This is a genomic window from Roseomonas indoligenes (assembly GCF_017813365.1).
GTDB classification, from domain to species: Bacteria; Pseudomonadota; Alphaproteobacteria; order Acetobacterales; family Acetobacteraceae; genus Roseomonas; species Roseomonas indoligenes.
The window spans coordinates 393,256-415,024 of the sequence record NZ_JAGIZA010000004.1 but is presented as its reverse complement, the minus strand read 5'-3'; the positions used below and the strand labels follow the sequence as shown (position 1 = coordinate 415,024).

Annotated in this window: 19 protein-coding genes; 17 read left to right on the top strand and 2 right to left on the bottom strand. The window is 69.6% G+C overall.

Annotated elements, in window-relative coordinates:
* Nucleotides 1-135 precede the first annotated feature (135 nt).
* From J5Y10_RS09430 to J5Y10_RS09380, 11 genes are all read left to right on the top strand, one after another.
* Entirely contained in the window at nt 136-1,737 is a 1,602-nt protein-coding gene (locus J5Y10_RS09430) for an ABC transporter substrate-binding protein (RefSeq protein ID WP_209372917.1), read from the top strand.
* 9 nt (nt 1,738-1,746) lie between these two features.
* A complete protein-coding gene (locus J5Y10_RS09425) occupies nt 1,747-2,688 on the top strand; it encodes an ABC transporter permease (RefSeq protein WP_209372915.1) in 942 nt (313 codons plus the stop codon).
* Between the two features lie 8 nt (nt 2,689-2,696).
* Nucleotides 2,697-3,596: an ABC transporter permease gene (locus tag J5Y10_RS09420; protein ID WP_209372913.1), complete on the top strand. Its 900-nt coding sequence runs from the start codon at nt 2,697-2,699 to the stop codon at nt 3,594-3,596.
* A 2-nt stretch (nt 3,597-3,598) separates the two neighbouring features.
* Nucleotides 3,599-4,597, top strand: a complete 999-nt coding sequence (locus J5Y10_RS09415; RefSeq protein ID WP_209372911.1) for an ABC transporter ATP-binding protein — start codon at nt 3,599-3,601, stop codon at nt 4,595-4,597.
* A complete protein-coding gene (locus tag J5Y10_RS09410) occupies nt 4,594-5,673 on the top strand; it encodes an ABC transporter ATP-binding protein (protein ID WP_209372910.1) in 1,080 nt (359 codons plus the stop codon). Before J5Y10_RS09415 ends, J5Y10_RS09410 begins: the two co-directional genes overlap by 4 nt.
* 93 nt (nt 5,674-5,766) lie before the next feature.
* Nucleotides 5,767-6,270, top strand: a complete 504-nt coding sequence (locus tag J5Y10_RS09405; protein ID WP_209372909.1) for a (2Fe-2S)-binding protein — start codon at nt 5,767-5,769, stop codon at nt 6,268-6,270.
* 6 nt (nt 6,271-6,276) lie between these two features.
* Nucleotides 6,277-7,071 (top strand): FAD binding domain-containing protein, encoded by a 795-nt coding sequence (locus J5Y10_RS09400; RefSeq protein ID WP_209372908.1) that lies wholly within the window; start codon nt 6,277-6,279, stop codon nt 7,069-7,071.
* Nucleotides 7,072-7,111: 40 nt separating this feature from the next.
* Nucleotides 7,112-8,356: an NAD(P)/FAD-dependent oxidoreductase gene (locus J5Y10_RS09395; protein WP_342452884.1), complete on the top strand. Its 1,245-nt coding sequence runs from the start codon at nt 7,112-7,114 to the stop codon at nt 8,354-8,356.
* An 82-nt stretch (nt 8,357-8,438) separates the two neighbouring features.
* Nucleotides 8,439-9,224, top strand: a complete 786-nt coding sequence (locus J5Y10_RS09390) for a cold-shock protein (RefSeq protein WP_342452883.1) — start codon at nt 8,439-8,441, stop codon at nt 9,222-9,224.
* A gap of 176 nt (nt 9,225-9,400) precedes the next feature.
* Complete coding sequence (locus tag J5Y10_RS09385) at nt 9,401-10,237, top strand: flagellin (protein ID WP_245214461.1); 837 nt, start codon at nt 9,401-9,403, stop codon at nt 10,235-10,237.
* Nucleotides 10,238-10,299: 62 nt separating this feature from the next.
* Nucleotides 10,300-11,487 carry an acetyl-CoA acetyltransferase gene (locus J5Y10_RS09380; protein WP_209372906.1) on the top strand — a complete coding sequence of 396 codons (1,188 nt, stop codon included), beginning with the start codon at nt 10,300-10,302 and terminating at the stop codon, nt 11,485-11,487.
* Between the two features lie 5 nt (nt 11,488-11,492).
* Here J5Y10_RS09380 and J5Y10_RS09375 read toward each other — a convergent pair whose 3' ends face one another.
* On the bottom strand, nt 11,493-11,747 hold the full coding sequence (locus J5Y10_RS09375; protein ID WP_209372904.1) for a DUF2171 domain-containing protein: 255 nt from the start codon (nt 11,745-11,747) through the stop codon (nt 11,493-11,495).
* Between the two features lie 62 nt (nt 11,748-11,809).
* On the opposite strand from J5Y10_RS09375, the gene J5Y10_RS09370 reads away from it, so the two are divergent.
* A complete protein-coding gene (locus J5Y10_RS09370) occupies nt 11,810-12,943 on the top strand; it encodes an acetoin utilization protein AcuC (RefSeq protein WP_209372902.1) in 1,134 nt (377 codons plus the stop codon).
* Nucleotides 12,944-13,007: 64 nt separating this feature from the next.
* Here the strand turns inward: J5Y10_RS09370 and J5Y10_RS09365 are convergent, their stop codons facing one another.
* The gene (locus tag J5Y10_RS09365) at nt 13,008-14,153 is read right to left on the bottom strand and encodes a bifunctional 2-C-methyl-D-erythritol 4-phosphate cytidylyltransferase/2-C-methyl-D-erythritol 2,4-cyclodiphosphate synthase (protein ID WP_209372900.1); all 1,146 of its coding nucleotides are present in this window, start codon (nt 14,151-14,153) and stop codon (nt 13,008-13,010) included.
* A gap of 138 nt (nt 14,154-14,291) precedes the next feature.
* Here J5Y10_RS09365 and dusB point away from each other — a divergent pair, with 138 nt between their 5' ends.
* From dusB to ntrX, 5 genes are all read left to right on the top strand, one after another.
* Nucleotides 14,292-15,407 carry a tRNA dihydrouridine synthase DusB gene (gene dusB, locus J5Y10_RS09360; RefSeq protein ID WP_209372898.1) on the top strand — a complete coding sequence of 372 codons (1,116 nt, stop codon included), beginning with the start codon at nt 14,292-14,294 and terminating at the stop codon, nt 15,405-15,407.
* An 11-nt stretch (nt 15,408-15,418) separates the two neighbouring features.
* Nucleotides 15,419-16,558 carry a two-component system sensor histidine kinase NtrB gene (locus J5Y10_RS09355; RefSeq protein WP_209372896.1) on the top strand — a complete coding sequence of 380 codons (1,140 nt, stop codon included), beginning with the start codon at nt 15,419-15,421 and terminating at the stop codon, nt 16,556-16,558.
* A 25-nt stretch (nt 16,559-16,583) separates the two neighbouring features.
* Nucleotides 16,584-18,029 (top strand): nitrogen regulation protein NR(I), encoded by a 1,446-nt coding sequence (ntrC, locus tag J5Y10_RS09350; protein WP_209372894.1) that lies wholly within the window; start codon nt 16,584-16,586, stop codon nt 18,027-18,029.
* Nucleotides 18,030-18,108: 79 nt separating this feature from the next.
* The gene (locus tag J5Y10_RS09345) at nt 18,109-20,316 is read left to right on the top strand and encodes a sensor histidine kinase NtrY-like (RefSeq protein WP_209373032.1); all 2,208 of its coding nucleotides are present in this window, start codon (nt 18,109-18,111) and stop codon (nt 20,314-20,316) included.
* Nucleotides 20,306-21,703: a nitrogen assimilation response regulator NtrX gene (gene ntrX / locus J5Y10_RS09340; RefSeq protein WP_209372892.1), complete on the top strand. Its 1,398-nt coding sequence runs from the start codon at nt 20,306-20,308 to the stop codon at nt 21,701-21,703. The genes J5Y10_RS09345 and ntrX overlap by 11 nt, the downstream gene beginning before the upstream one ends.
* Nucleotides 21,704-21,769: the final 66 nt, after the last annotated feature.

The window sequence follows — 21,769 nt, the reverse complement described above, 5'->3', positions numbered from 1 at the left end:
CATGGGTCGTGCTAGGGTAGGAGGCAGATCTCTCGCCAAAGGGGTGGGAAATGTGGCGCGGCCCGGGCTTTTACGGCAGGCTGCGCTGACAGGGATGCATGGCATGGCGAAGGCCGGCCGCTTGGGGGCTTTGATATGGATCGTCGTTCGTTCCTGAAGGCCGGCAGCGGCATCGCTGCGGTGGGGCTGCCCGCAGGGCTCTCCACCCCGGCGCTGTCGCAGGGCGCCGCCGCGCGCACGCTGCGCTTTGTGCCGCAGGCCAACTTGGCGAACTTCGACCCGATCTGGGGGACGCAATACGTTGTCCGCAACGCCGCCGCGATGGTGTGGGACACCCTTTACGGCCTGGACGACAAGCTTCAGCCGCAGCGCCAGATGGTGGAGAGCGAGGAGGTTTCCTCGGACAAGCTGACCTGGACCTTCAAGCTGCGCTCCGGCCTGAAGTTCCACGACGGCACCCCCGTCCTCTCGAAGGACGTGGTCGCCAGCCTTGCCCGCTGGTCCGCCCGCGACCCGATGGGCCAGATGATCAAGGCCCTGCAGAATGAGCTGGTCGCGATCGACGACAGCACCTTCCGCTGGTCGCTCAAGGCACCTTATCCCAAGATGCTCTACGCGCTGGGCAAGGTGAACAGCCCCTGCTCCTTCATCATGCCGGAGCGAATCGCGAAGACGGATCCCTTCCAGCAGATCACGGAGTATGTCGGCTCCGGCCCCTACCGCTTCGTCCGCAACGAATGGGTTCCCGGTGCGAAGGCGGTGTTCGAGAAGTTCGCGGACTACCAGCCGCGCAGTGAGCCGACCTCCTGGACCGCGGGCGGCAAGCGCGTGATGGTGGACCGCGTCGAATGGGTGGTGATGCCCGACGCCGCGACCGCCGCCGCCGCCCTGCAGAACGGCGAGGTGGACTGGTGGGAGTACCCCATCAGCGACCTGATGCCGCTGCTCAAGCGCAACCGGAACATCGCCAGTGACATCGGCGATCCCTTCGGCAACATCGGCACGCTGCGGATGAACCACCTGCTGCCGCCCTTCAACGACGTGCGCGCCCGCCGCGCCGCGCTGATGGCGGTTGACCAATCCGACGTGATGCGCGCCGTGGCCGGCGAGGACGAGGCGCTCTGGAAGCGCCTGCCGAGCTTCTTCACCCCGGGCACGCCGATCTACTCGGAGGAGGGCGGCGACATCATGAAGGGGCCGCGCAACTACGACGCGGTGAAGAAGCTGCTGGCGGAGACCGGCTACAAGGGCGAACCGGTGGTGATGCTGGTGGCGCAGGACCAGCCCATCACGAAGGCGCAGGGCGACGTGACGAGCGAGCAGCTCCGCAAGGCCGGCTTCAACATCGATTATGTCGCGACCGACTGGGGCACGGTGGGCAGCCGCCGCGCGGTGAAGAGCCCGGCCAACCAAGGCGGGTGGAACATCTTCTTCTCCTGGCACGCGGGCGTGGACTGCATCAACCCGGCCGCCTACACCGCCATCCGTACCAACGGCGACGGCGCGTGGTTCGGTTGGCCGAAGAGCGATCTGGTGGAGGCCAAGCGCGATGCTTGGTTCGCCGCCGGCACGGTGGAGCAGGAGAAGGCGGCCATGGCCGAGCTGAACAAGGCCGCCTTCGACGATGTGGTCTTCTGCCCCACCGGCTTCTTCTCCTCCTACACTGCGTGGCGCCGCAATGTCTCCGGCGTGGTGAAGGGGCCGTTGCCCTTCTTCTGGGGCGTGAGCAAGAGCTAAGGGATTCCGATGTTCGCTTATGCGCTCCGCCGGATTGTTGCCACCATCCCGGTGATGGCGATCGTGGCGCTGTTCGTCTTCAGCCTTCTCTACATCTCGCCGGGGGATCCGGCGGCGGTGATCGCCGGCGACCAGGCGACGCCGGCCGACGTGGAGCGCATCCGCCAGAGCCTCGGCCTTGACCGCCCCTACCTCGTGCGTTTCGGCGACTGGGCCTGGCACATCATCCAGGGTGACCTCGGCGTCTCGATCTTCACCAACCTGCCGGTCAGCACGATGATCGCGCAGCGGATCGAGCCCACCCTCTCGCTGATGGTCATCACCCTCATCCTGGCGGTCGGCATCGCCGTGCCGATGGGCGTGGTGGCGGCCTGGAAGCAGGGCACCTGGATCGATCGCGCCGTAATGGGCTTCGCCGTGCTCGGCTTCTCCGTGCCCGTCTTCGTCGTGGGCTACCTGCTGGCCTATGTCTTCGCGCTGGAGCTGGATTGGCTGCCCGTGCAGGGCTACACGCCCTTCGCCCGCGGCGTCTGGCCCTGGTTCCAGAACCTCATCCTGCCGGCCATCGCGCTCGGCGGCGTCTACATCGCCCTCATCGCCCGCATCACCCGCGCGACAATGCTGGAGGTGCTGCAGCAGGACTACATTCGCACGGCGCGCGCCAAGGGCGTGGGCCAGAACGGCATCCTGTTCCTGCACGCGCTCAAGAACGCGGCCGTGCCGATCGTCACGGTGATCGGCATCGGCGTGGCCCTGCTGATCGGCGGCGCGGTGGTGACGGAGAGCGTCTTCGCCATCCCCGGCCTCGGCCGCCTGACGGTGGACGCCATTCTCCGTCGCGACTACCCGGTGATCCAGGGCGTGATCCTGCTGTTCTCCTTCACCTACGTCGTGGTGAACCTGCTGATCGACCTCCTCTACACCCTCTTCGACCCGAGGATCCGGTATTGAGCACCACCATGCTTCAACCGGCAGACGTCGCGGTTGCGGCGCCGCTGCCCGACATCATGCCGCCCGTGAAGGCGCGGCGCGGCTTCCTGGGGTTCCTGCGCCGGAACCCCACGGTGGCAGTGGGCGGCGGGCTGCTGCTGCTGATCATCGCCATGGCCGTCCTCGCGCCGCTGCTCTGGACGGTTGACCCGACCGCGCTCGCCCCCGCCCGCCGCACGCGGGAACCCTCGGCCATGTACTGGTTCGGCACGGACATGCTGGGCCGAGACGTCTATTCCCGCGTGGTCTACGGGGCCCGCGTCTCCCTCATCGTCGGCTTCGCGGTGGCCTTCTTCTCCTCCGTCATCGGCCTCGCGATCGGCCTCTTCTCCGGCTTCATCCGCTGGGCAGACGCCATCATCATGCGGATCATGGACGGGTTGATGTCCATCCCCGCCATCCTGCTGGCCATCGCGCTCATGGCTCTCACCCGCGGCAGCGTCGGCAACGTGATCCTCGCCATCACCGTCGCCGAGGTCCCGCGCGTGTCGCGCCTCGTGCGCGGTGTGGTGCTCTCCCTGCGCGAGCAGCCCTATGTGGACGCCGCCGTCGCCTCCGGCACCGGCACCTTCCGCATCGTCCTCCGCCACATCCTGCCCAACACCCTGGCCCCGATCATCGTGCAGGCCACCTACATCTGCGCCTCGGCGATGATCGCCGAGAGCATCCTCTCCTTCATCGGCGCGGGCACGCCGCCGATCATCCCCTCCTGGGGGAACATCATGGCGGAGGGGCGCGCGCTCTGGCAGGTGAAGCCCTACATCGTCTTCTTCCCCGCCATCTTCCTCTCCCTCACCGTGCTCGCCGTGAACCTCCTGGGCGACGGGCTGCGCGACTGGCTCGATCCGCGCATGGCGAAGAAGGTCTAAGAATGCCCGAGGCTCCGCTTCTCGAGGTCGACAACCTCCAGACCCACTTCCGCACGCCGGACGGCATCAACCGCGCCGTCGACGGCCTCTCCTTTCACGTCAACGCCGGCGAGACGGTGGCGATCGTGGGGGAGTCGGGCTGCGGCAAGTCCGTCACATCCATGTCCATCCTGCGCCTCCTGCCCGAACCCCCGGGCAAGATCGCCGGCGCGATCCGCTTTCAGGGCCGCGATCTGCTGAAGCTGTCGGACAAGGAGATGCGCGGCATCCGCGGCAACGACATCTCCATGATCTTCCAGGAGCCGATGACCTCGCTGAACCCGGTCCTCACGGTCGGGCGCCAGATCGGCGAGACGCTCCGCCTGCACCAGGGGCTCAGCAAGGCCCAGGCCGAGGCGAAGGCGGTGGAGATGCTGAAGCTCGTCGGCATTCCCGCCCCGGAGCGGCGCGTAAAGGAGTACCCTCACCAGCTCTCGGGCGGCATGCGCCAGCGCGTGATGATCGCCATGGCGCTCGCCTGCAACCCGAAGCTCCTGATCGCGGACGAGCCGACCACGGCGCTCGACGTGACCATCCAGGCGCAGATCCTGGACCTTATGCGGGACCTGAAGCATCGCGTGGGCGCCGCCATCGTCCTCATCACCCACGACCTCGGCGTGGTGGCGGAGGTCGCCGAGCGCGTGATCGTCATGTATGCCGGGCGCAAGGTGGAGGAGGCGCCGGTGCGCGAACTCTTCGCCAATCCCAAGCACCCCTATACCCAGGGCCTGCTCGGCGCCGTGCCCAAGCTCGGCTCCTCCCTCACGGGCGAGGAGACGCGGCTGGCCGAGATCCCCGGCCTGGTGCCCAGCCTGAAGCAGCGCATCGACTACTGCGTCTTCGCCGGCCGCTGCCCCAAGGCGACGGACCTTTGCCGCAAGGTCGACCCGGCGCTGGAAGCCAAGGCACCGAACCACACCGCCGCCTGCCACTATGCCGAGAAGGAGCTGATGGCCGCATGAGCGCCACGCTCTCCACCACCCCCACCACCGACAGCGCCGTCTCCCACGGCTCCACCCCCGGGCGGCCGCTGCTGCAGGTGGACGACCTCAAGAAGCACTTCCCGCTCCGCGGTGGGCTGCTCGGCGGCGTCACCGGCCACGTTTACGCAGTGGACGGCGTCTCCTTCGAGATCGCCAAGGGCGAGACCCTCTCGCTGGTCGGCGAATCCGGCTGCGGCAAGTCCACCGTTGGCAAGGCCGTGCTCCGCCTCTTCGACATCACCTCCGGCCAGGTGGTGCTGGACGGGACGCGGATCGACACCCTTCCGAACTCCTCGCTCAAGCCCATGCGGCGCCGCGTGCAGGTCGTCTTCCAGGACCCCTTCTCCTCGCTGAACCCGCGCATGCGCGTGCGGGACATCCTGGCCGAGCCCATCCGCAACTTCGGGCTCGCCAAGGACCGCGCCGACCTCGACCGCCGCCTGAACGAGGTGATGGACACCGTCCGCCTGCCGCGCGACGCCATCACCCGCTGGCCGCACGAGTTCTCCGGCGGCCAGCGCCAGCGCATCGGCATCGCGCGCGCCCTGGCCGCCGAGCCCGACCTGATCATCTGCGACGAGGCCGTCTCGGCGCTCGACGTCTCGGTGAAGGCGCAGATCGTCAACCTGCTGCAGGACCTGCAGCGGAAGCTCGGCCTCGCGCTGCTCTTCATCAGCCACGATCTCGCCATCGTGGAGCACATGACCCACCGCGTGGCCGTCATGTATCTCGGCAAGATCGTGGAGGTGGCGCCGCGCCGCTCCCTCTTCGCCGCGCCCCGCCACCCCTATACCCAGGCCCTTCTCTCGGCCGTGCCCGTGCCCCAGCCCGGCGCCGCCCGGAAGCGCATCGTCCTGCAGGGCGACGTGCCCAGCCCGATCAACCCGCCCTCAGGCTGCCGCTTCCACACCCGCTGCCCCTATGTCTTCGACCGCTGCCGGGTGGAGGAGCCCCTTCTTAAATTGGCCCTGCCGGCCCACACGGCCGCTTGCCACCTGAACGACCTCCCCCCGGAGCAGAACCCCCTGATCCGGGACGGCACGCCCCTGCACTGAGGCCTTCGCCTTGACGCATCGGGGATGCCGCGCGACGTTCTGCAGGGTGATCGGCCGCTCGACGGCCCGGTCGGAATTCGCGGGGATTCGAAGATGCCGAGTGTCAGCCTGACGGTGAACGGCGCCCCCCACACCGTGGATGTGGAGGGGCGCACGCTCCTGGTGGAGCTGCTGCGCGAGAAGCTGCGCCTGACGGGCACGCATGTCGGCTGCGACACTAGCCAGTGCGGTGCCTGCGTGGTGCATGTAGATGGCGAGAGCGTGAAGTCCTGCACCATCCTGGCCGTGCAGGCCGATGGCAGTTCCGTGACAACGATCGAGGGGCTGGCGGCGCCGGACGGCACCCTGCACCCGATGCAGGAGGCCTTCCGCGAGTACCACGCCCTGCAGTGCGGCTTCTGCACCCCGGGCATGGTGATGTCCGCCATCGACCTGGTGAAGAAGCACCCGGACGGGCTAAGTGAGCACGAAATCCGCGAGGGGCTGGAGGGCAATCTCTGCCGCTGCACGGGCTACCATAACATCGTCCGCGCCATTGCCGCCGCGCAGGAGGTGATGCACGGCCGCAGCGCCGCCCTTGCCCCGGCCGAGGTCTGATCCGCCATGTACGACTTCGCCTATCACAAGCCATCCACCCTGGCTGAGGCCGTCGGCATCCTCGCAGACCCTGAGGCACGCCCCATCTCCGGCGGCCAGACCATCCTGCCCGCGCTGAAGCACCGGCTGGACCGCCCCGCCGCCCTGGTGGACCTCTCCGGCATCGCGGAGCTTCGCGGAATCCGGCGGGAGGGTGACCGGCTCGTGATCGGCGCCATGTCCCGCCACCGCGAGATCCAGACCAGCCCCGTGGTGGGCTCCGCCATCCCCGCCCTGGCCCGGATGGCCGGGATGCTCGGTGACACGCAGGTGCGGAACCGCGGCACGATGGGCGGATCGCTGGCCAACAACGACCCGGCCGCGGACTATCCTTCTGCCGCCCTTGGCCTGGGCGCCACCTTGGTTACCAGCGGCGGCCGGCAGATCGGAGCGGACGAGTTTTTCCAGGGCATGTTCTCCACCGCGCTGGAACCGGGCGAACTGCTCGTCTCGATCGAGTTCCCGATTCCCGAGAAGGCCGGTTACGCGAAGATGCGGAACCCGGCCTCCCGTTACGTAATGACCGGCGTCTTCGTCTCGCGCGGCCCGATGGGCGTGCGCGTGGCCGTGAACGGCGCCGGCCCCGGCGTCTTCCGCCAGCCGGAGATGGAAGCGGCCCTCGCCGCCAACTGGTCTCCTGAGACCGTGGCCGGCATCCGCCAGGACCCGGACGGCTTGAACGGCGACATCCACGGCAGCGCCGAGTACCGCGCCCATCTCGTAACCGTCATGGCCCGGCGCGCCGTGCTGGATGCCGGCTGAATCCACCCCCGGCGGGGGAGGGGAGGGCAGGCATCTTGTGGTGATCGGTGCCGGGATCGTCGGGGCCTGCACGGCCCTGCACGCCCTGGACCGGGGCTTCCGCGTGACGCTCCTGGACCCCGGCGAGCCGGGCGGGGAACAGGCGGCATCCTACGGCAATGGCTGCTGGCTCTCCGTCATGTCCGTCCTGCCCCCGGCCGGGCCGGGGCTCTGGAAAAAGGTGCCGGGCTTCCTCAAGGACCCGCTCGGCCCCCTGGCCATCCGTTGGCGCTACTTCCCGCGCGTCCTTCCCTGGCTGCTGGCCTATCTTCGCTCCGGCTGGACCGAGGCACGGGTGTTGAGGACCGCGCACGCCCTGCACACCTTATTATCGGATGCTCCCGCCCTTCACAGGGCCTTGGCGGAGCGCGCCGGGGTGGGCGGCCTGATCCGGCGCGACGGGCTGATGTATGTTTATCCCTCCCGGGCGGAGTACGAGGCCGAGGCCATGGGCTTCCGCATTCGCCGGCAGCTCGGCCTTTCCTGGCAGGAGATCGGCCCGGAGGAGATGCGCCAGCTCCAACCCGACCTCTCCGCGCGCTACGGCTTCGGTGCCCTGTTCGAGGCGGCCGGCCACTGCACCGACCCCGGCGCCTATGTCGCGGCCCTGGTACGCCAGGCCGTGGCGGAGGGCGCCTCCCTTCGTCGCACGGGCGCTACCGGCTTCCGGATCGAGGAGGGTCGGCTCAAGGCGGTGCGGACGGGGGACGGCGAAATTGCAGCCGACCGCGCCGTGATCTGCGCCGGCGCCCGTTCCCGCCCTCTTTCCGCTGCCGCCGGCTCCCGCGTGCCGCTGGAGAGCGAGCGCGGCTACCACGCCGTGGTGCTGGGGGCAGGGGTGGGGCCGCGGATCCCTGTCATGCCATCCGACGGAAAGATGGGCATCACCATGACCCGTGCCGGCCTTCGCGCCTCGGGCCAGGTGGAGATTGCCGGGTTAGAGGCCGCGCCGAACTGGAAGCGCGCGGAGATCCTGCGCGACCATTTGTTGCGCGCCTTCCCCGGCCTGTCCGAAGACCTGCCACCGGATCGCGTGCGCTTCTGGATGGGCCACCGTCCCTCCATGCCGGACGGCCTTCCCTGTCTTGGGCCGTCTGCCGCCACGCAGGACATCGTGCTGGCCTTCGGGCACGGCCATGTCGGGCTGGTGGCCGGCGCCCGGAGCGGGGAGATTGCGGCGGCCCTGGCCGCCGGGGAAGCGCTGCCGATCGCGTTGGAACCTTACGATCCCCAACGATTCGGCTAGCATTCCGCGCTATCGCGTGCCAGCATGACGATACCGGTCCTGCATCCCGTCGGGCCGATCTGTTTGCGGATAGTGAGATACAGTGTTCCCCGAGAATGAATCCCAGGGTGGCACCGGGCCTGTTGAGGCTGAGGTGAAGTGGTACAACGGCCGCAAGGGTTTCGGCTTCGTGCTCGGGCCCGACGGACAGGACGTGTTCTTCCACGCATCGGCAATGGCCGAGGCCGGCATCCAGTCGGCTGATACGGGCGACAAGCTCGTTTGCGAGATTGGCACGGACCGTCAGGGGCGTCGCCTGGTGACCCGCATTGTCGAGCTGAAGCCCGGTCCGGGCGGCGGCGCTGGCGGTGGCGGTGGCGGTGGTGGCTTCGGGGATCGTCCGCCGCGTCGTGATTTCGGCGGCGGTGGTGGTGGCTTCGGCGATCGTCCGCCGCGGCGTGACTTCGGCGGCGGCGGTGGCGGCTTCGGCGATCGTCCGCCGCGGCGTGACTTCGGCGGTGGCGGCGGCGGCTTCGGTGCCCCGCGCCGCGAGTTCGGTGGCGGCGGTGGCGGCGGCTTCGGCGGCGGCGGTGGTGGCTTCGGTGCCCCGCGCCGCGAGTTCGGCGGCGGTGGCGACCGCCCGCCGCGTCGCGACTTCGGCCGCGACGAGGGTGGCCCGACCTACGCCGTGAACGGCACGGTGAAGTGGTTCGACCAGGTGCGCGGCTTCGGCTTCGTGACCCCGGACGACGGCGGCCAGGACGTGTTCCTGCACTCCTCTGTCCTGCAGCGCGCGGGCGTGCAGGATGTGCAGCAGGGCCAGAAGGTCGCTCTGGACGTGCGGGACGGCCAGCGTGGCCGCCAGGCCGTGCAGTACAAGGGCGACTGATCTCGGCAGCCCTGCCGATATCTGGAAGGCCCCGGCCCTGCGCCGGGGCCTTCTGATTCCTGGTCCTGACGCGCCGAACCCGCAACGACTCCTCCCGCCGTTAGCCCTTCCTTCACGCCTCGGAGTCACTCTCCCCTCGAGGGCGGACGACCCGCCAACGCGAAGGGAAGACCCCGATGGCGATGAACTCGGTCAATACGAACCTCGGTGCGCAGGTCGCGCTGCAGTCGATGAACCGCACCAACGACGCGCTGAACGCAACGCAGAAGCGGATCTCGACCGGCTACCGCGTCTCCGACGCAAAGGACGACGGCGCGGCCTTTGCCGTGGCCCAGACCGTGCGGGCAGACATCGCCGGCCTCACCTCCGCCAATGAGCAAATGGGCAGCGTCCAGGGCATCCTGGACACGACCCTGGCGGGGCTGAACAAGGTCTCCGAGTCCATGACCGAGCTTCGTGGCGTGCTGGTCAAGCTTGCCGATGGCACGCTCTCGGACAGCCAGCGCTCCCAGTATCAGGCCCAGTACGATTCCATCCGCACCCAGGTGCAGAACTTCATCACGGACGCCACCTATAACGGCCGCACCCTGCTCACCACCTCCACAGGTGCCGGGGGCGGCGACATCGCCACGACCCGCAACGAGCGGGCAACGCTCTACACGCTGACGGCGGTTGAGGGCGCGAGCAGCCTTGTGGTCGCCTCGGCGCCGACGGACGCGGCCGGCGCCGCATCTGCCCTGGCCTCTAGCGGCAACTTCACGACGACGATGACGGCCGTGAACACAGCGCTGAACACTTTCGGCAATGCCTCGAACTATCTCGAGAACCAGATGAGCTACAACAAGGAGAAGCTCGACTCCTTGAACACCGGCCTCGGCTCCCTCATCGACGCCGACCTCGCGAAGGAGAGTGCCGCACTCCAGGCCCTGCAGATCAAGCAGCAGCTCGGTACCCAGGCCCTGGGCATCGCCAATCAGTCGCCCCAGGGCCTGCTCAGCCTCTTCAAAGGCTGACGGCGATGGAACCGGCCGTGCCGAGTGCCTATCCTCTCCCCTGAAAAGGGAGGACGGGCAGCATGGCCGGAACGGACGAGAATGGGGCCTGCATCGTCGGCTGGGCGCACACGCCCTTCGGCCGGCTGGAGGACGCGCCGGACGCGGAAGCGCTGATCGGCCGCGTGGCCCGGGCCGCCATCGAGGACGCCGGCATCGCCCCCGGCGACGTGGATGCGGTCTATCTCGGCCACTTCAACGGCGGCTTTCAGAAGCAGGACTTCCCCTCGTCGCTGGTGCTGCAGTCCCTGCCGGAATTGCGTTTCAAGCCAGCTACCCGGCTGGAGAATGCCTGCGCTACCGGTTCCGCCGCGATCCACGGCGCGAAAGACTTCCTCGCCGCCGGCCGCGGGCGTTTCACCCTGGTCATCGGGGTCGAGAAGATGACGGCCATCCCCGGAGCCCAGGTGGGGGACGTGCTCCTGGGCTGCGCCTACCGGAAGGAAGAAGGCGAGATCCCCGCGGGCTTCGCGGGTGTCTTCGCCCGGATCGCGGAGGCCTATTTCCAGCGGCACGGCGATCAGTCCGATGCCCTGGCAGCAATCGCGGCCAAGAACCACCGGAACGGCGTGGACAACCCTTACGCCCAGATGCGGAAAGACCTCGGCTACGAATTTTGCCGGACGGAGAGCGAGCGCAACCCCATCGTTGCCGGCCCGCTTAAGCGCACGGATTGCAGCCTCGTGTCCGATGGCGCGGCGGCGCTGGTCCTGACCGATGCGGAGACGGCAGCCACGCTGGGCAAGGCCATCCAGTTCCGCGCGGCGGTGCAGGTGAACGACCTGATGCCCATCTCCGCCCGCGACGTCATCCGGTTCGAGGGCGCACGGGAGGCTTGGCGCCGCGCCTACGAGGTGGCCGGGATCGGTGTATCCGACCTCTCCTTCGCCGAGGTGCATGACTGCTTCACGATCGCCGAACTGATCGACTACGAAGCCATGGGCCTGGTGCCGGAAGGGCAGGGGGCCCGCGCCGTGCTGGAGGGGATGGTGGCCAAGAACGGCCGGCTGCCGGTGAACGCCTCGGGTGGCCTCAAGTCCAAGGGCCACCCGATCGGCGCCACAGGCGTCTCCATGCACGTCCTCTCCGCCATGCAGCTGGCGGGGGAGGCCGGGGGGATGCAGGTCCCCGGCGCGACCATCGGCGGCGTCTTCAACATGGGCGGTGCCGCCGTGGCGAACTACGTCTCGATCCTGGAGAGGCTGCGCTGAAGGGCTCAGCCCTCCGTGTGCTCGCGCTGCTCCCCGCCGCGGAACAGCGCCTCGATTTCCTCCAAGGACAACTGGGACGTAACCTTGTCGTCGTCGATGGAGGAGATGTCGGCCAGCGGGATATAGTGGTGCTGCCCGTCGGCGCTGCCGCTGCGGGTCAGCTTGATCCGGCCAGCATCCAGGTCGTCCACCGTGCCCACCGGGCGGCCGCGGCAGTCCACCACCGGCATGTGCGCCCGGATCAGCGTCGTATCGACCATCGAAACCTCTCCTCCGTTCCCGTGCCGGCGGATAACGGCGATGCGCGGCCGGGGATGCGCGGGTGAGCGGCGGCCGGAAGCCGCTCCTGATCGGATCGGAGGTCTATCGCGGCTCCTCCTATGGCCCGAAGCACCCGCTGGCGATCCAGCGCGTCCCCGCCACGCTGGACTTGATCCGCGCACTCGGTTGGTTGGACCCGCGCCGCTACCTGGACAGCCCGCGCGCCACGCCGGCCCAACTCGCCCGTTTTCATACGCCGGGCTATGTCGCGGCGCTTAAGAAGGCTGAGGCGGAGCGGTCCGTCCCGCCGGAGGTGCGGGAGCGCCATCATCTCGGCGCTCACGGCAACCCGATCTACCCGGAGGTACTCCGCCGGCCCGCCACCGGCGCCGGGGGCGCCATCCTGGCGGCCCGCCTGACCCTGAACGGCGGCATCGTCCATGTCCCCGGCGCCGGCACGCACCACGCCATGCCGGATCGCGCCTCAGGCTTCTGCTACATCAACGACCCGGTGCTTGGCCTGCTGGAGTGGCTGGACCTGGGCCTGACCCGTATCGTCTATGTCGACATCGACGCGCATCACGGCGATGGGGTGCAACTGGCCTTCCACGAAGATCCTCGGGTTTTCACGCTCTCCGTGCACGAGGCTGGCCGCTGGCCCTTCACCGGCCGGCTAGAAGACAGGGCGGGCGGCCATGCCCGCAACATCCCCGTCCCCCAGGGCTTCAACGACACGGAGATGGCGCATGTCCTCAATGCCGCCATCCTGCCGATCATCCGGCACCTGCGCCCCCAGGCCGTGATGCTCCAATGTGGTGCCGACGCGCTGGAGGAGGACCCGCTCGCCCGCCTTTCCCTCTCCAACAACAGCCACCTGGCCGTGGTCCGCGCCGTAATGGCGGAGACGCCGCGCCTGATCGTCACCGGCGGTGGCGGGTACAATCCCTGGACCGTCGCCCGTTGTTGGGCCGCCGTCTGGGGCACCCTGAACGGGTATCCCATGCCGGATCGCCTGCCCCTGGCGGCAGAGGGGGTGCTACGCGCCCTGGAATGGGATCGCGCCGCCGGCCGCAATCCGCCGGAGCACTGGTCCACAACCCTGGTCGACTCTCCGCGCCCCGGTCCCCTTCGGGAGGAGGTGGCGCGCGCCTGCCAGGTGGTGCTGGAGGGCCTGCCCAAGCCCGCGACGGCCTGAGGATCCGACCCCAACCGCCGAAGGCCGGGCCGGCGACCACACCGAGCAGAAGGTGAGGAGTAACTTAGGCCGGCACGAGGATGCTGACGGCCGCCTGCGCCGCGATCCCCTCCTCACGCCCTGGGAAGCCGAGCCGCTCGGTCGTCGTCGCCTTCACGGACACCCGCTCCGCCGGCACGCCCATCAGCTCCGCAACCCGGGCGATCATCGCCGGCGCGTGCGGCGTGATCTTCGGCCGCTCGCAGATCAGCGTGATGTCGGCATTCGCGAGCACGCCGCCTCGTGCCGCGATACGGCTGGCGGCGTGGATCAGGAACTGGGTGCTGTCCGCGTCCTTCCACTGCATCTGGCTTGGCGGGAAGTGCCGCCCGATGTCGCCCTCCGCCAGCGCACCGTAGATGGCGTCGCAGAGCGCGTGCAGGCCCACATCCGCGTCGGAATGCCCGTCCAGCCCCAGGGAATGCGGCACCTCCACGCCGCAGAGGAAGAGCTTGCGACCCTCCACCAACCGGTGGACGTCGAATCCGGTGCCCACGCGCGGCAGGAAGCGCGGCAGCATCGCCGCCTCCATCCGTTCCAGGTCGCCGGGATAGGTGATCTTCACGTTGTCCTCCGATCCGGGAACGAGGCGCACGGCGTGGCCGGCCGCCTCCAGCAGCGATGCGTCGTCCGTGGCGCCCGCCGGCGCCGCTCGGTGCAGGGCGAGCAGCAGGGGAAAGCGAAAGCCCTGCGGCGTCTGGGCCCGGTGCAATCCTTCCCGCGGCACGGTGCGCGAAATCGCGCCACCCTCCGCCAGCTTCAGCGTATCCGCCACGGGCTGGGCGGGGATGGCGCCCTCGGCCTCGGCCAGCGCCTCCACCACTGCGGCGACCGTGCCCGCCGGGACCACGGGGCGGGCGGCGTCGTGGACCAACACCAGCTCTGGCCCTTCGGCGGCCAGCGCCTCCAGCCCGGCCCGGACGCTTTCCTGCCGCGTGGCGCCGCCGGCCACGGCGGGCCGCGCCGGTAGCCCCGCAAGGATCGAGTCCACCCGCCCGCGTTCCGCTTCCGCGCAGACGGGCTGGATCACATCCACCACCCCGTCGCGCAGCAGCACCTCCGCAGCGCGGCGCAGCACCGGCCGGCCCAGCAGAGGAAGGAACTGCTTCGAATCCGCCGCGCCCAGGCGCTCACCCCGCCCGGCTGCCATCAGCAACGCCGCCACCCGCATGCCGCGATTCCCCTTACTCGGGGGCGGAACCTAGTGCGGCCGGGCGCGGGGGGAAATTGCTGGCGGTGCATTTTCCGCATCGCAGCAGGGCCACCATGCGATGGTGCTTGACCGCGCGCCTGCCCGGTTGATAGGCAGATGCCCATGTCGACAACATCACGCATCGGAGAGGCTGCTCATCCCAGTGGCAGCCCGCAGCTGCGCCCGATCGTCCTGGACAGTGTCCGGATCGAGCGCCCGGTGATCCTCGCCCCCATGTCGGGCGTGACCGACCTGCCTTTCCGCCAGCTCTCCCGCCGCCATGGCACGCCCATGGTGGTCAGCGAGATGATCGCCAGCCAGGCGATGGTGCGGGAGAACCGGCAGACCCTGAAGATGGCGGAGACGGACGGCTTCGGCGGCCCCGCCAGCGTTCAACTGGCCGGCTGCGAGCCGGAGGTGATGGCCGAAGCCGCACGCCTTGCGGTGGACCACGGCGCCGCCCTGGTGGACATCAACTTCGGCTGCCCCGTGAAGAAAGTCGCGATCGGCCAGCAGGCCGGCAGCGCCCTGATGCGGGACGAGATCAAGGCCGCCCGCATCCTGGAAGCGACGGTGAAGGCCGTCCGCGTTCCCGTCACGCTAAAGATGCGGATGGGCTGGGATCACAGCAGCCTGAATGCCCCGAACCTCGCCCGGATCGCGCAGGAATGCGGGATCAAGATGGTCACGGTGCACGGCCGCACCCGCCAGATGCTCTATACAGGCACGGCGGACTGGGCCTTCGTGGCGAAGGTGAAGGCCGCCGTTTCTATCCCCGTGATCGTCAACGGCGACATCCTCGGCCCGCAGGACGCGGAGGAGGCGTTGCGCCAGTCCGGCGCGGACGGCGTGATGATCGGCCGTGGCGCATATGGGCGCCCCTGGCTGGCCGGCATGGTCGCGGAATACCTGGCCACCGGCATCATGCCGGAGCCTCCGTCCCTGGAGGCCCAGCACGCCATGCTGATGGAGCACTACGCCGCCATGCTCCACCACCACGGCACGGATCCCGGCTTGCGCCTCGCCCGCAAACACATCGCCTGGTACTCGCGCGGCCTACCCGGGAGCGCCGAGTTCCGGGTCCACATCAACGCCGCGGACACCGTGGAGGCCGCGCTCGCCACCATCGAAGCCTTCTACCGCCCGCTGATCGAGGCCGGGGTGGAGGGCGTACGGGACATGTTTCGGGATGCCGGCCGGGAGGCCGGTCAAGACGCCGCGCTGGCGGCCTGAGGAAGTCCGGCATGCCCGACAGCCTGAACTCCGTCGCCGCGCTCGACCTGCCGGGCACGGCCCAGCTCCTATCGGCCCTGCCCGTGCCGGTGGTGCTGCTGGACGAGAGGGAGCGCTTTCGCTTCGCGAATCCCGCGGCGGAGCTCTTCCTCGGCCTCTCATCGGCCAGTCTTGCCCAGATGCACCTGACGGACCTGCTGCCCGAGGATTCACGCCTTCCCGCCCTGGTCCGCCAGGTCCGCGCCGCCGACTCCCCTATTTCCGACCACGACCTCGTCCTTCATTCCCCCCGGATCCATCGTGAGGGCGTGGCGGCCCATGGCGCACCCCTACCGGAAATGCCGGGCGCGGTGGTTCTGACCCTGCAGGACAGCTCCACCGCGCAGAAGCTGGACCGCCAGATGAACTTCCGCGGCGCCGCCCGGGGCGCCAGCGCGATGGCCGCCATGCTGGCGCATGAGGTGAAAAACCCCCTCTCCGGCATCCGCGGCGCCGCCCAGTTGCTGGAGCAGGCGGCGTCGGACGGCGACCGGGAGCTCTGCATCCTCATCCAGGACGAGGTGGACCGGATCCGCGATCTGGTGGAGCGCATGGACATGTTCTCCGAGAGCCCGCTGGAGCGGGATGCGGTGAACATCCACGAGGTGCTGGACCATGTCCGCCGGATCGCTGGCACGGGCTTCGCCGCCCACCTTCGCATCCAGCAGGAGTACGATCCCTCCCTGCCGGCCGTCTGGGGCAACCGCGACCAGCTCGTGCAGATCCTGCTGAACCTCGTGAAGAACGCCGCCGAGGCGGTGGATTCGCGCGACGGCGAGATCGTCCTGACCACCGCCTATCGGCACGGCGTGCGCCTCGCCATCCCCGGCTCGCGGGAGCGCGTGCACCTGCCGCTGGAGGTAACGGTGCGCGACAACGGCCCTGGCATCGACGAGGAGGTGCGCGCCAGCCTCTTCGACCCCTTCATCACCACCAAGCGCGGCGGGCAGGGGCTCGGCCTTGCCCTCGTCGCGAAGCTGGTAGCCGACCATGGCGGGCTGATCGAGTGCGAGAGCCGCCCCGGCCGCACGGTCTTCCGCCTCTCCCTCGCCAAGCCGCCCGCCAGTGCCCCGCAGCCCCAGGGCCGCCCGCGGGCACGGCAGCCGGCCTGATGCCTCTCTCTTCCACAGAAGAAGAATGACCGAACGCACCATCCTCATCGCGGATGACGACCGCGCCATCCGCACCGTCCTCGCCCAGGCCCTCGGCCGCGCCGGGTACAACGTGCGCGCCACCTCCTCCGCCGCCACGCTGTGGCGCTGGGTGGAGGACGGGGAGGGCGACCTCGTCATCACCGATGTGGTGATGCCGGACGAGAACGGGCTGGACCTCGTGCCCCGCATCCGCCGCGTGCGCCCGGAGCTGCGCGTGGTGGTGATGAGCGCGCAGTCCACCTTCGCGACCGCGCTGAAGGCCGCCCAGCGCGGCGCCTTCGACTACCTGCCCAAGCCCTTCGACTTGAAGGACCTGATCTCGCTGGTCCAGCGCGCCCTGGCCGCCCCGGCTGCTGTGCCGGAGCAGGAGGAAGAGGGGACGGAGGAGGAGCGGCTACCGCTCGTCGGCCGATCGGCCGCGATGCAGGAGATCTACCGCACCGTCGCCCGGCTCACGACGACCGACCTGACGGTGATGATCACGGGCGAGTCCGGCACCGGAAAGGAACTCGTCGCCCGCGCCCTGCATGACTACTCCCGCCGCCGCTCCGGCAGCTTCGTCGCCGTGAACATGGCGGCCATCCCGCGCGATCTGATCGAGGCGGAGCTGTTCGGGCACGAGCGCGGCGCCTTCACCGGCGCCATGGCCCGCGGCGTCGGCCGTTTCGAGCAGGCCGCAGGCGGCACCCTGTTCCTCGACGAGATCGGCGACATGCCGCCGGAGGCCCAAACCCGCCTGCTGCGCGTTCTGCAGGAAGGCGAGTTCACCACCGTCGGCGGCCGCGCGCCGATCAAGGCCAATGTGCGGATCGTGGCTGCCACCCACCGCGACCTGCGGCAGGCCATCCGCGCCGGCGTGTTCCGAGAGGACCTGTTCTACCGTCTGAACGTCGTCCCGATCCGCCTGCCGCCCCTGCGGGAACGAGCCGAGGACATCCCATTACTGGCCCGCCACTTCCTCGACCGCGCGAAAGCGGCAGGGCTGCCGGCGAAGTCGCTGGACAACGATGCAGTGGAGCGCCTGAAGGTCCATCCCTGGCCCGGCAACGCGCGCGAGCTGGAAAACCTGATGCGCCGCCTCGCCGCCCTCTACCCGCAGGAGGTGATCGGTGAGGACGCGGTGGCGGCCGAGCTGTCCGAGGCCGAGCCGGCCCCGGGAACTCCCACCGCCGCTGCCGCGCCCGAGACGCTTGAGCAGGCCGTGGAGCGCCACCTCGCCACCTTCATGAGCGCCCACCGCGACGGCCTGCCGGTGCGCGACCTGTATGAGCGCGTCCTGGCCGAGGTGGAGCGGCCGCTGCTGCGCCTTGCCCTGGCCAATACCCGCGGCAACCAAATCAAGGCCGCGGCGATGCTCGGGCTTAACCGCAACACCCTGCGCAAGAAGATCCGGGAGCTGGAGCTGCCGGTGGTGCGCGGCCTCTCCTGAGGCCCGGCCGGTGACACGGGACCCGCGCCGACCGAAGGGCGTCGCCCGTCGCCTGGCGGACCGCCTGCTCGGCCGGGTGATGACGCTCGCCCTCGCCCTGGGCGCGCTCGCCGTCGGCATCGCCTCCTTCGCCGTGCTGGCCGGAGGCAGCCCCTTCGGCGAGGTCACGCCGAGCCAGACCGCCGGCCTCGTGCTCGTCAATGCCGCCTTCGTGCTGCTGCTGGCGGCCAGCCTCGCCGGCCGCCTGGTGCGCGTCTGGGCGGAGCGGCGGCGGGGTGGTGCCGGCTCGCGCCTGCATGTCCGGCTCGTGCTCCTGCTCGGTGGCGTCGCCGTGGTGCCGGCCCTGCTTGTAGCGGTCTTCGCGACCGTCTTCTTCCAGCTCGGCATCCAGGCCTGGTTTTCCGACAAGGTGCGCGACACGCTGGAGGCCAGCCTCGTCGCGTCCCGCGCCTATCTGGACGAGAACAGGAACACCATCCGCGCCGACGCCCTGGCCATGGCCGCGGACCTGAACCGCGCCGCCCCCTTGCTGCCGGACAACACGGTGGCCTTCAGCCGGGTCTTGGCCACTCATACCGCGCTGCGCGGCCTCACCGACGCCTCGGTTTTTGAGCCGGTGCTGGGCCGCGTCATCGCCAATGCCGGGCTCGGCAATGCCCTGGTCGTTGATACACCCCCGGCCTGGGCGATGGAGATCGCCCGCCAGGGCGACGTCGCCGTTCTCCAGCAGGAGGGGGAGGAAGGGCGCGTGCGCGGCCTCGTTGCCCTCGATATCGAGCCGGGACTGATGCTCATCATCGGCCGCCCGCTCGATCCCTCGATCATCGAGCACATGCAGCGCACCGAGCTGGCCTTCCAGGAATATGACCAGCTGGACCGCAACCGCTCCGGCCTGCAGATCACCTTCGTGATGATCTTCGCCATCGCCACACTGCTCGTGCTGCTGGCGGCGGTGCTGATCGGCCTTGTCATGGCGAACCAGATCGCCCGGCCCATCTCCCGCCTCATCAACGCGGCGGAGCGGGTGAGGGGAGGCGACCTCTCCGTCCGGGTTGAGGAGGGGCGGCCGGACGACGAGGTCGGCTCCCTCTCCCGTGCCTTCAACCGCATGACGAACCAGCTCGCCGCCCAGCGGAGCGAGCTGCTGGAGGCCTATCGGCAGCTGGACGACCGGCGGCGCTTCACGGAGAGCGTGCTTGCCGGCGTTTCGGCAGGCGTGATCGGCCTTGATGCCGCGGGCCGCATCAACCTGCCGAACCGGCCGGCGAGCGAGCTGCTCGGACAGGACCTGGAGGCCGCGATCGGCCAGCCGCTTTCGGAGGTTGCGCCCGAGTTCCGGGGCATCCTCGCCGGTGCCGCCGCCATGCCGGAGAAGCCGCGGACGGAGGAGATCCCGATCATGGGCCCCTCCGGCCGCCGCACGCTGCTGGCCCGGATCGGCGCGGAGTTCGACGCCGGCGGGCTCTCCGGCTACGTGCTGACCTTCGACGACATCACCGCCCTTCTCTCCGCCCAGCGCATGGCGGCCTGGGCGGACGTGGCGCGGCGCATCGCCCACGAGATTAAGAACCCGCTAACCCCCATCCAGCTCTCGGCGGAGCGGCTGAAGCGGCGCTACCTCAAGCAGATTACCGACGACCCCGATACCTTCCGCGCCTGCACGGACACCATCGTGCGGCAGGTCGGCGACATCGGCCGCATGGTGGACGAGTTCTCGGCCTTCGCCCGCATGCCCCAGCCGGTGATCCGCCCGGAGAACCCTGCCCAGCTGGTGCGGGAGGCGCTGGTCCTGCAGCGCGACGCCCACCCGTCCATCACCTATGAGTTCCGTGCGCCGGAGGAGGCGATCTCCGTCCGCTGCGACCGCCGGCTGATGAACCAGGCGCTCACCAACCTCCTCCAGAACGCCGCCGACGCCGTCGCCATGCGTCCGGAGGGTGAGGCGGGCGGGCGGGTGACGGTGGAGATGGTGGCCACCCGCGGCTGGCTTCACGTCTCCGTGGAGGACAACGGCATCGGCCTGCCCGGGGACGGGGAGCGGGACCGCCTCACGGAACCGTATGTGACCCACAAGGCCAAGGGCACCGGCCTTGGGCTTGCCATCGTGAAGAAGATCATGGAGGACCATGGCGGTGGGCTGGCGCTCGCGGATGGGACAGATGGGGGAGCCCGGGCCACCCTGACCCTGCCCCTGGACGAGGCGCCTCCCAAGGAAACCGCGGAGCGGGACGGATTGCCTCAGGGTATGCAGGAACAGGGAACGGAGATGCTGCGCCATGGCGCATGACATCCTGATCGTGGACGACGAGCCGGACATCCGCGCCCTGATCGACGGCGTGCTGGCCGACGAGGGCTATGAGGTGCGTCAGGCGGCGAACAGCGATCAGGCGCTGACGGCCTTCCGGCAGAAGCGCCCGAGCATGGTCATCCTCGATATCTGGCTGCAGAACTCCCGGCTGGACGGGCTGGGCATCCTGGAGGCGCTGCACCGGGAGGAGCCGCGCGTGCCGGTGGTGATGATCTCCGGCCACGGCACCATTGAGACGGCGGTGCAGGCCATCCAGCAGGGCGCCTACGACTTCATCGAGAAGCCCTTCAAGTCGGACCGGCTGCTGCTCATCGTTGCCCGCGCGCTGGAGGCGGCGCGCCTGAAGCGCGAGAACAGCGAGCTGAAGCTCCGCAGCGGCTCCGAGACTGAGCTGGTCGGCACCTCCTCTCTCGTCGTGGGCATCCGCGGCGCGATCGAGAAGGTGGCGCCCACCGGCTCGCGCGTGCTCATCACCGGCCCGGCCGGCTCCGGCAAGGAGGTCGCGGCGCGGATGATCCACGCCCGCTCCCGCCGCGCCGACGAGCCTTTCGTGGCGCTGAACTGCGCGACCCTGAACCCCGCCCGCTTCGAGGAGGAGCTGTTCGGGGTGGAGGGCGGACCGGACCCCGTGACCCAGCCCCGCCGCCAGGGCGTGCTGGAGCGCGCCCATGGCGGGACGCTGCTGCTGGACGAGGTGGCGGACATGCCGTTGGAGACCCAGGGCAAGATCGTCCGCGCGCTGCAGGAGCAGGGTTTCGAACGTATCGGCGGCGCGACCCGGGTGAAGGTGGACGTGCGCGTCACCGCCACGACCAACCGCGATCTCTCCGCGGAGATCGCGGCCGGCAAGTTCCGCGAGGACCTGTACTACCGCCTCGCCGTCGTTCCCATCCGCATGCCCTCGCTGCGGGAGCGGCGGGAGGACGTGCCGGCCCTGGCGCGCCATTTCATGGCCAAGTCCGCCGAGAACTCCGGCGTGCCCCCGCGGGAGATCAGCGAGGACGCGATGGCGGCGATGCAGGCCTATGATTGGCCGGGCAACGTCCGCCAGCTCCGCAACCTCGTGGACTGGCTGCTTATCATGGCCCCGGGCGGTCCCGCCGACCCGATCCGGCCGGAGATGCTGCCCCCGGAGGTCGGCTCCTCGGCCCCGGCCATGCTGAAGCTGGACCGCAGCAGCGAAATCATGACCTTGCCGCTGCGCGATGCGCGCGAGCTGTTCGAGCGGCAGTACCTTGAGGCCCAGCTCCTTCGCTTCGGCGGCAACATCAGCCGCACTGCGAACTTCGTCGGGATGGAGCGCTCGGCCCTGCACCGGAAACTGAAGTTCCTGGGCGTGCAGGCCGAGGACCGGGCGAACGCCTGAGGCCCCTGGCCAGGGTCCCATCCCCGGAGTAGGGACGGGCCCTCGTCATCCGCTCGGAAGGGGTTC

Bases quoted from the DNA above. Each gene is read 5' to 3' on its own strand.
- J5Y10_RS09430 (WP_209372917.1), top strand. From the start codon at position 136: ATGGATCGTCGTTCGTTCCTGAAGGCCGGCAGCGGCATCGCTGCGGTG.
- J5Y10_RS09425 (WP_209372915.1), top strand. From the start codon at position 1,747: ATGTTCGCTTATGCGCTCCGCCGGATTGTTGCCACCATCCCGGTGATG.
- J5Y10_RS09420 (WP_209372913.1), top strand. From the start codon at position 2,697: ATGCTTCAACCGGCAGACGTCGCGGTTGCGGCGCCGCTGCCCGACATC.
- J5Y10_RS09415 (WP_209372911.1), top strand. From the start codon at position 3,599: ATGCCCGAGGCTCCGCTTCTCGAGGTCGACAACCTCCAGACCCACTTC.
- J5Y10_RS09410 (WP_209372910.1), top strand. From the start codon at position 4,594: ATGAGCGCCACGCTCTCCACCACCCCCACCACCGACAGCGCCGTCTCC.
- J5Y10_RS09405 (WP_209372909.1), top strand. From the start codon at position 5,767: ATGCCGAGTGTCAGCCTGACGGTGAACGGCGCCCCCCACACCGTGGAT.
- J5Y10_RS09400 (WP_209372908.1), top strand. From the start codon at position 6,277: ATGTACGACTTCGCCTATCACAAGCCATCCACCCTGGCTGAGGCCGTC.
- J5Y10_RS09385 (WP_245214461.1), top strand. From the start codon at position 9,401: ATGGCGATGAACTCGGTCAATACGAACCTCGGTGCGCAGGTCGCGCTG.
- J5Y10_RS09380 (WP_209372906.1), top strand. From the start codon at position 10,300: ATGGCCGGAACGGACGAGAATGGGGCCTGCATCGTCGGCTGGGCGCAC.
- J5Y10_RS09375 (WP_209372904.1), bottom strand. From the start codon at position 11,747: ATGGTCGATACGACGCTGATCCGGGCGCACATGCCGGTGGTGGACTGC.
- J5Y10_RS09365 (WP_209372900.1), bottom strand. From the start codon at position 14,153: ATGCGGGTGGCGGCGTTGCTGATGGCAGCCGGGCGGGGTGAGCGCCTG.
- dusB (WP_209372898.1), top strand. From the start codon at position 14,292: ATGCCCATGTCGACAACATCACGCATCGGAGAGGCTGCTCATCCCAGT.
- J5Y10_RS09355 (WP_209372896.1), top strand. From the start codon at position 15,419: ATGCCCGACAGCCTGAACTCCGTCGCCGCGCTCGACCTGCCGGGCACG.
- ntrC (WP_209372894.1), top strand. From the start codon at position 16,584: ATGACCGAACGCACCATCCTCATCGCGGATGACGACCGCGCCATCCGC.
- J5Y10_RS09345 (WP_209373032.1), top strand. From the start codon at position 18,109: ATGACGCTCGCCCTCGCCCTGGGCGCGCTCGCCGTCGGCATCGCCTCC.
- ntrX (WP_209372892.1), top strand. From the start codon at position 20,306: ATGGCGCATGACATCCTGATCGTGGACGACGAGCCGGACATCCGCGCC.